Source organism: Methylomonas sp. TEB, from assembly GCF_047777895.1.
Lineage (GTDB): Bacteria > Pseudomonadota > Gammaproteobacteria > Methylococcales > Methylomonadaceae > Methylomonas.
Window position 1 is genome coordinate 3,801,874 of sequence record NZ_CP180476.1, and the last position, 13,137, is coordinate 3,815,010.

Genomic DNA, 13,137 nt, shown 5'->3' on the forward strand with positions numbered 1-13,137 from the left:
CTTCGCCAACGTGCGGCATCCATGCCGCATCCCTTCGGGCTATTCCCACCAAAAGCTCCGGTGCTCGGCGCGGCATACGGGACAAAAACCATCCCGATGCGTAGGGTGGGCACGGCTTTTTGTGCCCACGCGGACAACCCGCTCATTCCCCCGCAACCAAATCATCAACACCATCACCGCCCCAATCCATCGAATAAACGCCTTCCTTAACATATCGATGAAACGTTGAATAAGGCCATTCGCTGACCTGCTGGCAATAACCATGCTTCATCGGATTGTAATGAATGTAATCCATATGCCGGGTAAAATCGGTTTCATCGCGAATTTGATGTTCCCAATACCGGCGTTGCCATAAAGTCGATTCCCGATGTTTGTGCTTGGACTCATTGATCCATTCGGCCCGCCGATATGCGTCACCACAAACCACGCTCACCTGCCGTTTGATCACGCTCCAACGGGTTGCATAATCCGCATCGTCCGCCGGCAATGTCCAAATACAATGCAAATGATCCGGCAACAACACCCAGGCGTCGATGGTAAACGGCCGTTTGGCGCGAGTGCTTGCAATCGCTCGCCGCAAAGCCTCCCGAACCGGTTCATCACATAAAATCGCTTGCCGCCGATACGTTATCACCGTGAAAAAATACGTTGCACCGGGATTTTGCGAGCGGCGGTAACGGGACATTTTTGGTTGTTAATTTTTGGCAGTTAAATCAGGGGTTGTGGTGTTCCCGCGTGGGCACGAAAAGCATGTGCCCACCCTACGTTACTAATATTTTCTGTTAACTTTTAATATATCAAGCCCTGAATTAATTCTATTTACACACCAATGAGCATCTTTCGATTTCCAATGTTTATTGTTTATTAGCCAACATTCTAATAACTCCGTATCAATTGTATTTTTTGCAAATCTCGAAAGGTGGCATATAAAAACATCTAATCGCTCGACGTCGCAAGGATGATAACTCAATGGAAACAGGTTTAAGTAATTTTCAAAGAGTTGTCGAGATTTAGTTCCTGGAATTATTGATGAGAGATCAACGCTTTCTTGCGTTAACTTTACAGTTATTTTAGCTTTCGTTGCTTTAATATATTTATTCAAGTCATTAGCAAACGCTTTAGCAATTTCATTGTACTCAGAAGCATCAATACGATCAGATTCTTTTGGAACTATATTTGCAACGTAAAAAGTATTTTTCACTTTATGCGTTATAGCTATCGCAGGATGATTCTTATTGTTTTTAAGAAGCAAAGCACAAGAAGGAGCACCAGTAACAAAAGAATATTCTCTTGATTGGTGTTTTAGATAATCCCAATTATCGTAACTATTGGCAAACTCCTCAATAATGGAAATTAGTTCACCATGTTCAGCGTAGTTGGATCTTATAAAAACATCTATGTGTTTAATCATTTGCCCATATCCCTCACTAAGCCTAACAAAACATCAAACCATCTTCCGTATATTATCAAACTAGTCCTATAAGGATGTGCTGAACGGATTGAAGCGCATCGGTCGCGAACATGCGCCTCCTTTCGTCGGCAGCATCCTACAACACAATTACCAACCTAGCGCTCAAAGTAATCTTATAACCTTTCGTCTCGCGACGGGGTTGTTCCCGTTATTCCGCCCCGAGCATCGCAGCTTTTGGCGAGATCAGCCCGATAGGGGAGCGGCAAGGATGCCGCTCGTTTCGGAGGGCCAGGGATGGCCCTTCCGAAAACCCTCGGCAAAAGCGAGAAGCGCAGGATTGAGGCGGAATTCCGGGTGGCCTTTTCTTTGGATACTTTCTTTTGGCCAAGCAAAAGAAAGTATCTCGGCTGTCGGGCCGAAACCCGACTGCAACAAAACCCGTCGCGCCAGCGACACCTTATTCCCAAATCCAAAAAACCGGTTTCAAACCAAATAAAACAAAATCACTTCCTCTCATGCCCAAACTGAAATATCACCGGCGTACCCTGATTATGAATAATAATCTCCTTCTTCGGTTCATCACCAACTGCCCCCGGCTGCGCAACGCCGTTTGCATCAACGGCACCCTTAACCTCCCTAACCTCCACCCTTACATCCGGCATCCACTTAGGTTTGAATAACTCCGTTTTCACCCGACCGGCCTGCTTGGGCAAGGGGGCATGCTCCAACACATCCAGACAAGCCGTACCGATCTGATCCACCAATTTGTCGACGATGCGCGCCGGCAGAACATCCTTATCCAAAGCATGCGCGCTAAATGTCGATTCGCGTTCCACCAACACCGCTTGATTGCCGACATCGCGCAATGTGCAGGTAATCGGCAACACGTCGGCCTTTTGAAAATCGGTCGCGCGCGGGTCGGAATTGCCAGACGAAAACGAAAAACCCACCGGCGTTTCCCGGCGGGCGATCTTGCCGAGCTTGGCCTGCAAACTATGGCTGTAAGGGCCTTTGCCGGCGAGTGGAAATTCCCACTCGGTTAAATTGGCGCGGACACGTTCGCCGATTGCCGCAACGTCAATCGGCGTAGCGAACTGCTGCAAATTGTCTGGCGCCAATCCAAATTCAATAGCCTGCAGCGGTTTAACAGCGTCGGCCGTCGGCGCTGCCAGCGTCGGCTGGCATGGCGCGAAACCCAATAGACCCAGCAGCAAAAACAGACCTCTAGCGGATGTTATTTTCATAATCGTCAATCTCCCAAGTTAAGCTGCACTCTACGGAAACCCTTATTTGCCAGCCATACGTCAAATGACTGATGAGTCATTTACCCGATTGTGGCGCTGTCTGCAAAATTCAACAATCTCCCCGACGTTTTCAATCGCCATGGCCAGCGGCAATGGCTTGTTTAATCCAGATAGAGGGGAATGCAAATGACTGGTTTTAACCCACAAAAACTAAGCGGCCGGGCCATCGGCTTGCTAAGCGGGGCAGCCCTGGGCGCCATCGCCCTGGGACAGGCGCCCGAAGCGCAGGCAGGCGCGACGTTTAAAATCGACGACACCAAATGGGTCAGCGTCGGTGCCGGTTTAAGAACCAGCTTTCGCGCCCAGGAAGGCTCGGTCGGCGCGAACGCCGACAAATGGAGCAACGATTTCAATCTGGACAACATCCGTTTATACATCAATGGCCAGATTCACAAATATCTGAAAGTCGAATTCAACACCGATTGCCAAACCTGCGGCAACGGCGGCGAAGTGCGGGTTCTGGATGCCATCGGCAAATTCGAAGTCACGCCCTACGCCAATTTATGGGTGGGCCGGATGTTGGTTCCTGCCGAACGCCGCGAGATGAACGGTCCATTCTACAGCGCGGTGTATAACATCTTCTCCGCCGGCACGCCGTTCGAGCCGTCCGACTATAACTTGGTCATCAAATCCGACGGCACATCCGCCGGATCTTTTGGCCGCGACGACGGTGCCACCTTCTGGGGCGCGGTATTCGACGGTCGTTTCCAATACGCGGCCGGCTTTTTCCGTGGCCTGCGCGGCGGAGCTAACGTCGACGACAACATCCTGTACGCGCAACGCTTTGCCTACAACTTCTGGGACGTGGAGAAAAACCCCGGCTACTACACCTCCGGCACCTACTACGGCAAGGGCGGCGACATTCTGACTGTCGGCGTAGCCAACCAATACCAGGAAGACGGCGCCGGTGCGCTGGGTTCGCCCGGCAGCTTCCGCGGCACCACCGCCGACGTGTTGATGGAAAAAGTGTTGCCGGGCGGCGGCGTGGTTACCCTCAACGGCGAGTACAAAAACTACGGCATCACCGGCCCGTATAGCCAAACTATCCGCGACGCGGAAGGCAGTGTCGGCGCGCCGGCCCAGTTCTCGATGTTCGAAGGCAATGCCTATGATGTCAGCGGCATGTATCTGTTCCCGCAAAAGATCGGCATCGGCCAATTCCAACCGTATTTGCGTTACGTCAATGTGTCGCCGGATAACAGCCCGAATCGTGAAGTTTACGAAGGCGGCGTCAACTACATCATCGACGGCCACAACGCCAAGATTTTCGCCAGCTACCAATACGGCGATTTGTTGACCAAAGGCTTGAACTACAAATCCACCGCCAGCGGCGAGAACGCCAGCCAGGTCATGGTCGGCTTTCAATGGCAAATTTAACGACGGTTGGGTACGCAAATTTACGCCAACGTGACAAACCGTAGGGTGGGCACCGAATAGGTGCCCACGCGGAGCCTTCAAGCGTGGGCATTGCATGCCCTCCCTACGAAAAACGGGCTGTTGATTCACCCACGATTTATTCTCGACATAGGATTACAACGATGAAACTACTGAGCAATTCCTTCCGTAAACTGGCGACTGTCACGGCCTTGTCCGCCGCGCTATTCGGTGCCGCCACCTCGGCCCGCGCCGAAGACACCATTAAAGTCGGCGTGCTGCACTCGCTATCCGGCACGATGGCGATCAGCGAAACCACGCTGAAAGACACCATGCTGATGTTGATCGACGAGCAAAACAAAAAAGGCGGTTTGCTCGGCAAGAAGTTGGAAGCCGTGGTGGTCGACCCGGCTTCCAACTGGCCCTTGTTCGCGGAAAAAGCCCGCGAGCTGATCACCAAGGACAAAGTCGCGTCCATCTTCGGTTGCTGGACGTCCGTTTCCAGAAAATCGGTGTTACCGGTCATTGAAGAGTTGAACAGCATCCTGTTCTACCCAGTGCAATACGAAGGCGAAGAGTCTTCCAAAAACGTGTTTTACACCGGCGCCGCGCCTAACCAGCAAGCGATTCCAGCAGTCGATTACCTGATGAACGACCTGAAAGTGCAACGCTGGGTATTGGCCGGTACTGACTACGTCTATCCGCGCACCACCAACAAAATCCTGGAAGCGTACTTAAAATCCAAAGGGGTTAAACCGGCGGACATCATGATCAACTACACGCCATTCGGCCATTCCGACTGGCAAAGTATCGTCGCCGACATTAAAAAATTCGGCTCAGCAGGCAAGAAAACCGCTGTGGTTTCCACCATCAACGGCGACGCCAACATTCCGTTCTATAAAGAGCTGGGCAACCAAGGCATCTCCGCGGAAAAAATTCCGGTCATTGCTTTCTCGGTGGGCGAAGAAGAACTCTCCGGTATGGACACCAAACCCTTGGTTGGTCACTTGGCGGCCTGGAACTACTTCATGAGCGTGGATACCACCAAAAACGCGGCCTTCATCCAACAATGGAAGGACTACATCAAAAACCCGAAACGGGTGACCAACGACCCGATGGAAGCGCACTACATCGGTTTCAACATGTGGGTGAAAGCAGTCGAGAAAGCCGGCACCACGGATTCCGACGCGGTACAAAAAGCGCTGATTGGCGTCGAGTACCCCAACCTAACCGGCGGTATGTCGAAAATGCTGCCTAACCATCACATCAGCAAACCGGTGTTGATCGGCGAAATTCAAGACGATGGTCAATTCGTCACCGTCTGGCAAACCAACAAACTGGTCGATGGCGACGCCTGGTCGGACTTCCTGCCGGACAGCAAACCGATCATCGCCGACTGGACCGCGCCTATCAGTTGCGGCAACTACAACACTAAAACCAAAAAGTGTTCAGGACAGAACTATTAACAGCGGATGTTACCCGCGAGGTTCACGGCAGGATGCCGTGGGCCTCGCCCCCAAAAGAGGACAGACGATGCACACAACACGTTTCAGAACCCGTTTAAAAACGCCGCCCGGCTCGCGCCCGGCCAACCGTTCCCCCAAGGACAACTGCTTGAGCATGATGACTACCACTTCTACTCAGACCGGATTAACAGCCGGCGGCGTTTTTAAACGGCTTCCAAAACTTGCCGGCTGTTTGCTGGCGTTGATATTCCTGGCCGCGCACCCCGCACTGGCCCAAGACGCCGGCAACGCCTTGGAGCAACTGCGCACCGGCAGTATGGCCGAGCGCGAACAAGCCATCGCAACTCTGGGCAGCGACAGCAATAACCTGAAACTACTGCAAGCTCTGCAAGACGGCAAACTGTTCGACTTCAAAGCCGAAGGCAAATTGGTGTTTGCGCAGGAAAGCCCGGCCGGTTACCAACTCAGTGATCCGCTCAGCGGCGCGGCATTAGCCGAAGTCGAACGCGGCGCGGTAGGCAAAATCAATTTAAACAACAAACTGCGCGGCGTGCTGCGCAAAACCATCGCCCAATTGCAATTAAACGATACCGACCCGGTGCTACGCCTGATCGCGGTACAAACATTAGCCAACGACATAGACGACAAAGCGGTAATTTTGCTGCGCGATCATCTGGCAACCGAATCCGACGCCGAGATCAAAACCGCCATCAACAAAATGCTGTTACTGCAAGACATCAACAGTCCGGAAAAAGACCAACGCATCGCCGCTATCGGCGCGTTAAAAGATTTGGACAGCCAGGACGTAGTCAACAAGTTGCAAGCCATTATCGATAAGGATGCCGACGGCAATTTCCTGGAAGCCGACAGCGATGTGCGCAACCTGGCCGAAGCAGCCCTGATTAAAATCCGCGAACGCATGCAAGCCTACGCTGCCGCCGAAACCGTTTTCTTTGGCTTGAGCTTGGGTGCGGTGCTGGTGTTGTCCGCGATTGGTTTGGCGATTACCTTTGGCGTGATGGGCGTCATCAACATGGCCCACGGCGAACTGATGATGCTGGGCGCTTATACCACTTACGTGATGCAACAAATCATGCCCAACAACCTGGGCACCGCTTTGATTCTATCGATACCGATGGCTTTCTTGGTTGCCGCCTTGGTCGGTATCGCCATCGAGCGCGGCATCATCCGCTTCCTGTACGGCCGGCCGCTGGAAACCTTGTTGGCCACCTTCGGCGTCAGCCTGTTCCTACAACAAGCCGTGCGCTCGATCTTTTCGCCGCTGAACCGCAGCGTCGCCACGCCGGAGTGGATGAGCGGCTCGTGGCAAATCAACGATTTTCTGTCACTGACCTGGAACCGCTTCTACATCCTGATCTTCTGTCTGCTGGTATTTACCGCGCTGTTACAAATCTTGAAGCGCACCAAGCTGGGTTTGGAAGTCCGCGCCGTCGCGCAAAATCGTGGCATGGCTAGGGCGATGGGCATACCGACTTCGCGGGTGGATGCGATGACTTTTGGTTTGGGTTCCGGCATTGCTGGCGTAGCCGGCGTGGCCTTGAGCCAGATCACCAACGTCGGGCCGAATCTGGGCCAGGCCTACATCGTCGATTCGTTCATGGTGGTGGTGTTCGGCGGCGTCGGTAATTTGTTCGGAACGTTAGTGGCCGGGTTTTCGTTGGGGATTGCGAATAAGGTGTTGGAGCCTTATGCCGGGGCGGTGTTGGCGAAGATTCTGGTGTTGGTGTTCATTATTTTGTTTATTCAGAAGAAGCCGCGGGGGTTGTTTCCGCAGAAAGGAAGGGCAGCGGAATCTTGATTTTTGTGTCACTGCCGACCGGGTTTGCTGGTTCCCATGCGCTGCGCTCATCGTTATACACAAGTCTCCCAACGACTAAACTACCAGGAGACATGAGGCATATAGATGATGGAGAACAGCGATGAGCACCTGGGCCGAAGACGAAGTCCAAACCGCCGATCTGGAAGATCGGCGCCTGAATAAACGATTGGCATTGTTACTGGAGCGATTAGGCGAACATCCCCAGCTCAGCATCCCGGCGGCCTGTGGCGGCTGGAAGGAGACGATGGGCGCTTACCGGTTTTTCGACAATGATAAGGCGACTTTCAAAAAGATACTGGCGCCGCATCGAGATGCCACGGTCGAACGGATGAAGAGCAGCCCGGTCGTATTGCTGGCGCAGGACACGACGGAGTACGACGAAAACATTTGTTTGGGGCCAAAAGGTCTCGGTACTTTGAAAGAGATGGCGAAACATGCGCGCCGACTACATCCGACCATCGCCTTTACGCCGTCGCGGATTTGCTTGGGTGTCGTCAAGGCAGCGTATTGGGCGCGTGACGGCGCCAGCCCGCGACAAGCGCGGCGGCACAAAGGCGTGGACGAAAAAGAAAGTCGGCACTGGCTCGAAAGCTATCAGGATAGCTGTGCCTTACAGGCGCAAATGCCGGACAGTTTATTGGTCAATCTCGCCGACCGCGAGGGCGACATTTACGAATGGTTTGTCGAATACCAAGACTATGCGCCGACTGCTCGCGCTGAATGGATTGTTCGGGCGACGCAGAACCGAGACCTTCTGGTCGAGCCGGAAAATGCGGCGAAATGGCTATGGTCGGCCCTGGATCAAGCGCCGGTCATGGGTTATACCGAGGTTAATGTCAAGTCGCGGCCGAACCGTGCAGCGCGACTGGCGCATATCACGGTACGCGCCGCCACGGTGCCCCTCAAGCCGCCAACGCGTATTGGGTATCGACTGCCGGCATTGAGCATCAACGCGGTGCTGGCGCGCGAAGAGACGCCGCCAGCCGGCAAGGAACCCTTGGAATGGCTCCTGCTGACCAGTTTGCCTGTGGCGAGTTTCGAGCAAGCGACTACGGTGGTGGCGTGGTATGGCGTGCGCTGGTGTATCGAAGTGTACTTCCATGTATTGAAGAGCGGTTGCCAGATCAAGCGGCTACATCTGGAATCGGAAGAACGGCTACTACCTTGTTTGGCGCTCTATATGGTTATTGCCTGGCGGGTGTTATTCAGCCTGATGCTCGCGCGCGCAGCGCCGGACATGGATTGCGAGATTATTTTCGATCCGCAGGAGTGGCGAGCGGCTTATATCGTCGTCAAGCGCTGTCCACCACCGCTCACGCCACCGCGCCTCGGTGAGGTAATCCGACTGATTGCAAGCTTAGGCGGTTATTTTGCCCGCAAACACGATGGTCCACCGGGTGCCAAGGCCATGTGGATCGGCTTACAGCGCTTGCGCGATTTTGTCATCGCCCTCAATGCTCAACAGGATCTCGCAATGAGATGTGTATAACGATGAGTGCGCTGCGTGGGAACCCAAACCTGCCGCGCTGCGGCGATTGGGGCTTGGATTTGGTTGGTGTCGCTAACGCGACGGTGGTTTTTGAAGTCGGGTCTCGGCCCGACAGCCGAGATACTTTCTTTTGCTTGGCCAAAAGAAAGTATCCAAAGAAAAGGCCACCCCGCCGCCGCTTGCTTCCTGCGCTCCTCGGGTTTGAACGGGGTTGCCTGAAGGGGCTTCCCAGCCCCTGCATGCAACGCGCCGCATCCATGCGACGCCCCTATCGGGCTATTCCGTTCAAACCCTCCGGTGCTCGGCGCGGCAGAGGGGGACAAAAACGTCCCACCGTTACCGTCTGACGGAAATGGCAGGTTTGTACACTTACTGAAAATAAAGATTGTCATTTTGTTTAACCCATAAATGTATGGATAGCTTTCAACAATTCAGTAATTGCATGAATAACTGGTGGAGCCACTATTAACAATTTAAGTATGAAGTTTTTTGACATGATCAAATTCCTACAATTTTTCAAAGAATCCGTTGGCAGTTTGCGAGGCTAGGCGTTAACAAGCAATTTATCTCAGCGACCTCTCATGCGGGATTAAAGCCGTTTAATACCGATACAAAGAATGCTTTTAATTATCACGACAGCGTATGTGAAGAGCTTCGCATTGAATTTGTAAAAATTATGAAGGCAGTGACTAATACAAAACAGGCTGGAAATGTTTCCACCCTTGACTTTTTTACGTTTTATCTTTTCGGTAGTCGTAGGGTGGGCACGATTGAGTGCCCACGCGGAACCAACCGCCAACGGTGGGCAAAGTTGCCCACCCTACGCTATTTCTGGAGGCTGATGGTTTCAACCCCGTATGCCGCGCCGAGCACCGGAGTTTTTATCGAGAATTGCCCGAAGGGGTGCGGCATGGATGCCGCACGTCGGCGGAGGGGCTGGGAAGCCCCTTCTGCCGACCCTCGATAAAAACTTCGGCGCGCAGGATATAAGCGGCATCCGGGTGTCGTTTCTTTTGGATACTTTTCTTTGGACAAGCAAAGAAAAGTATCGCGGTCGCCGGTCCGCGAACCGGCATTAAAAAAACCGTCGCGATAGCGACACACTAAAACGGAAGACGGTATGAAACTAATCAACCTAAGCCAAGACAAAACCTACACCACCGTCCTAACCACGTTAGCCTCGGTAACCCTCTTAATCCCCCTGTGTAATCTAATCTTCCCCGAAGACTCTGCCCTGCACTTCTCCGCCTACTCAGTCTCCCTAATCGGCAAATACCTGACCTTTGCCCTGCTCGGCCTGTCGCTGGACATGGTCTGGGGCTACGCCGGGATTCTGGTCCTCGGCCAAGGCGCATTCTTCGCCTTGGGCGGCTATGCGATGGGTATGTATCTGATGCGGCAGATCGGCACGCGCGGCGTGTACGGCAACGCCGAGCTGCCGGACTTCATGGTGTTCCTGAACTGGACCGAGCTGCCCTGGTATTGGTACGGCTTCGAGAATTTCGGTTTCGCGATGTTGATGGTGCTGCTGGCGCCGGGCTTGCTGGCCTTCGTATTCGGCTGGCTAGCGTTTCGTTCGCGAGTCACTGGTGTGTATTTGTCCATCATTACCCAAGCCCTGACCTACGCTTTGTTGTTGGCCTTCTTCCGCAACGAAATGGGCTTCGGCGGCAACAACGGCCTCACCGATTTCAAGGATATTCTCGGCTTCAACATCCAATCCGAAGCGGTCCGCTCCGTCTTATTATTAATGACCGGCCTCAGCCTGATCGGCGCTCTGTTGCTGTGCCGCTGGATCGTGAATAGCAAGTTGGGCCGGGTGGTCACGGCGGTTCGCGACCAAGAATCGCGGGTGCGTTTTCTCGGTTACCGGGTGGAATTGTTCAAACTATGGGTATTCGTGTTCGCGGCCATGCTCGCTGGACTGGCGGGCGCCCTGTACGTGCCGCAGGTCGGCATCATCAACCCTAGCGAATTCTCGCCGCTCAATTCGTTGGAAATCGTCATCTGGGTCGCGGTCGGCGGTCGCGGCACCCTGTACGGCCCCATAATCGGCGCGGTGCTGGTCAACTATGCCAAAACCGTATTGACCGGGCTGATGCCGGACGCCTGGCTGTTTTGCCTGGGCGGCGCCTTTATTCTGGTGACTTTGTTAATGCCCGACGGCATCGTCGGCCTGCTGCGCCGCCGCGCCAAACCTAAACCCGAATCCACCCTTAACACTACCGGAGGACAACCGGCATGATGATCTCGGCTGCAACTACCACTGAAGGCGGCGCCAGCCTGCCGCTGGACGGCGAAGTCGACGCCCGCCACGGCCCGATTCTATACATGGAAGACGTCAGCGTCAGCTTCGACGGATTCCGGGCGCTGAACCACCTATCGCTGTACATCGACGACGGCGAATTGCGCTGCCTGATCGGGCCCAACGGCGCCGGCAAAACCACGCTGATGGACGTCATCACCGGCAAAACCAAGCCCGACAGCGGCTCGGTATTCTTCGGGCAGACCATCGATTTGCTGGAATTGGACGAACCGGCCATCGCCCAGGCCGGCATCTGCCGCAAGTTTCAAAAGCCCAGCGTGTTTGACGCCTTGACCGTGTTCGAAAACCTGGAACTGGCCTTAAAAACCGATAAACGCACCTGGTCGACTCTATTTCATAAACTCAACAGCGAGCAACGCGACCGCATTCATGATGTGCTGCAAACCATCGCCCTGCCCGCTCAGCAACGGCAACTGGCCGGCGCCTTATCGCACGGTCAGAAGCAGTGGTTGGAGATCGGCATGCTGCTGATGCAGGACCCAAAAGTGATGCTCGTCGACGAACCCATCGCCGGCATGACTCATCAGGAAGTCGAGCGCACCGCCGAGCTGCTGTTGTCGTTGCAAGGCAAACACTCCATCGTTGTTGTCGAACATGACATGGAATTTGTCCGCAGTATTGCCCGTAAAGTCACGGTGCTGCACGAGGGCTCGGTGCTCACTGAAGGCACGATGGACGAAGTGCAAAACGATCCGCGCGTCATACAAGTTTACCTGGGGGGATGATGTTAAATATCAGCGCATTGCAACAATACTACGGCGCCAGCCACACTCTGTGGGACCTGGATTTGCGCGTACCGGCCGGCGCCTGCGTCTGCCTGATGGGCCGCAACGGTGTCGGCAAAACCACGCTGCTGAAAGCCATCATGGGCCTGCTGCCGGTGGCCGACGGCAGCATTCAATTCGACGGCGTGGAACTGGCCAAAGCCAAGGCCGAATCCCGCGCCGAACTGGGCATCGGCTACGTGCCGCAGGGCCGGGAAATCTTTCCGCTGCTGACCGTGGAAGAAAACCTGAAAACCGGCCTGCGCGCGGCCCACAAACACGGCATCAAAAAAGTCCCGGACAGTATTTTCGAGATTTTTCCGGTATTGAAACAAATGCTGAAACGCCGCGGCGGCGACTTGTCCGGCGGCCAGCAACAACAATTGGCCATCGGCCGGGCCTTGGTATTGAATCCACGGCTATTGATTCTGGACGAACCCACCGAAGGCATCCAGCCCAACATCGTCAGCGAAATCGGCGACGTGATTATTCGCCTGAACAAGTCGCGCGGCGTGCCCACGCCAGCCCCCAAACCGGAAACCGGCGAAATCCACCAAGCCATCGACCGCATCCATAAAGAACTGGGGGTGACGGTGTTGCTGGTCGAACAAAAACTGCCCTTTGCCCGTAAGGTGGCCAATCAGTTTTGCATTATGGACCGGGGTCGGCATGTCGCCGTGGGGGCGATGGACGAGTTGGCCGATGATATGGTGAAGCGTTACCTCACAGTCTGAAGATTTCCCGCTTTGCAAAAGCGGGGCTAATGGAGATTTTCTAAACGGGCGTAGGATGGGCTGAACAACGTGAAGCCCATCGTAGTTATTCAAAGCTTGATCACGGAGAAATAAAGATGAAATCCGATAAATTTTTGCTGGCCGCAGGAGCGCTATTGTTGGCTTGGTCGATGCGTAGTGAGGCACATGACAGTTACGATGCCATGCTGGAAGGCGGCAACCTTCTGCAATTGACCCGCGCTTTAATCCATCCGATATTGGAAATCCCTTATCTGCCGGCCTTGCTGATTAGCGCATTGATTTTGGGATTGGTGTTCGGCCCGGTTATAGTGCACCTCATCCGCCAGCGGCACGCCAACAAAGCGCAGCATCCGCCTTTGTCTGAAAAATCGGCCATAGCCGCTAAGACCAAACACTTGTAACCCCACT

At 54.0% G+C, this 13,137-nt stretch carries 11 protein-coding genes; 8 read left to right on the forward strand and 3 right to left on the reverse strand.

What is annotated here, in order from left to right; all coding sequences use genetic code 11:
• Positions 1-142: 142 nt before the first annotated feature.
• From ACMXD4_RS17025 to ACMXD4_RS17035, 3 genes are all read right to left on the reverse strand, one after another.
• Positions 143-685: an REP-associated tyrosine transposase gene (locus tag ACMXD4_RS17025; RefSeq protein WP_415878868.1), complete on the reverse strand. Its 543-nt coding sequence runs from the start codon at positions 683-685 to the stop codon at positions 143-145.
• Between the two features lie 84 nt (positions 686-769).
• On the reverse strand, positions 770-1,411 hold the full coding sequence (locus ACMXD4_RS17030; RefSeq protein WP_415878869.1) for a hypothetical protein: 642 nt from the start codon (positions 1,409-1,411) through the stop codon (positions 770-772).
• 503 nt (positions 1,412-1,914) lie between these two features.
• Complete coding sequence (locus ACMXD4_RS17035; RefSeq protein ID WP_216614694.1) at positions 1,915-2,655, reverse strand: hypothetical protein; 741 nt, start codon at positions 2,653-2,655, stop codon at positions 1,915-1,917.
• A gap of 180 nt (positions 2,656-2,835) precedes the next feature.
• Here ACMXD4_RS17035 and ACMXD4_RS17040 point away from each other — a divergent pair, with 180 nt between their 5' ends.
• The 8 genes from ACMXD4_RS17040 (at position 2,836) to ACMXD4_RS17075 (ending at position 13,130) form a co-directional block, all read left to right on the forward strand.
• Positions 2,836-4,092 carry a hypothetical protein gene (locus tag ACMXD4_RS17040; protein WP_084153464.1) on the forward strand — a complete coding sequence of 419 codons (1,257 nt, stop codon included), beginning with the start codon at positions 2,836-2,838 and terminating at the stop codon, positions 4,090-4,092.
• Positions 4,093-4,253: 161 nt separating this feature from the next.
• The gene (gene urtA, locus ACMXD4_RS17045) at positions 4,254-5,555 is read left to right on the forward strand and encodes an urea ABC transporter substrate-binding protein (protein ID WP_033158917.1); all 1,302 of its coding nucleotides are present in this window, start codon (positions 4,254-4,256) and stop codon (positions 5,553-5,555) included.
• Between the two features lie 67 nt (positions 5,556-5,622).
• On the forward strand, positions 5,623-7,374 hold the full coding sequence (gene urtB / locus ACMXD4_RS17050) for an urea ABC transporter permease subunit UrtB (protein ID WP_415878870.1): 1,752 nt from the start codon (positions 5,623-5,625) through the stop codon (positions 7,372-7,374).
• Between the two features lie 121 nt (positions 7,375-7,495).
• Entirely contained in the window at positions 7,496-8,884 is a 1,389-nt protein-coding gene (locus ACMXD4_RS17055; protein ID WP_415878376.1) for an IS4 family transposase, read from the forward strand.
• A gap of 1,120 nt (positions 8,885-10,004) precedes the next feature.
• Complete coding sequence (gene urtC, locus ACMXD4_RS17060; RefSeq protein ID WP_051670428.1) at positions 10,005-11,129, forward strand: urea ABC transporter permease subunit UrtC; 1,125 nt, start codon at positions 10,005-10,007, stop codon at positions 11,127-11,129.
• Positions 11,126-11,935: an urea ABC transporter ATP-binding protein UrtD gene (gene urtD, locus ACMXD4_RS17065; RefSeq protein ID WP_051670426.1), complete on the forward strand. Its 810-nt coding sequence runs from the start codon at positions 11,126-11,128 to the stop codon at positions 11,933-11,935. Before urtC ends, urtD begins: the two co-directional genes overlap by 4 nt.
• On the forward strand, positions 11,935-12,708 hold the full coding sequence (locus ACMXD4_RS17070; protein WP_064041151.1) for an ABC transporter ATP-binding protein: 774 nt from the start codon (positions 11,935-11,937) through the stop codon (positions 12,706-12,708). The genes urtD and ACMXD4_RS17070 overlap by 1 nt, the downstream gene beginning before the upstream one ends.
• Before the next feature lie 116 nt (positions 12,709-12,824).
• Positions 12,825-13,130 (forward strand): hypothetical protein, encoded by a 306-nt coding sequence (locus ACMXD4_RS17075; protein ID WP_415878871.1) that lies wholly within the window; start codon positions 12,825-12,827, stop codon positions 13,128-13,130.
• Positions 13,131-13,137: the final 7 nt, after the last annotated feature.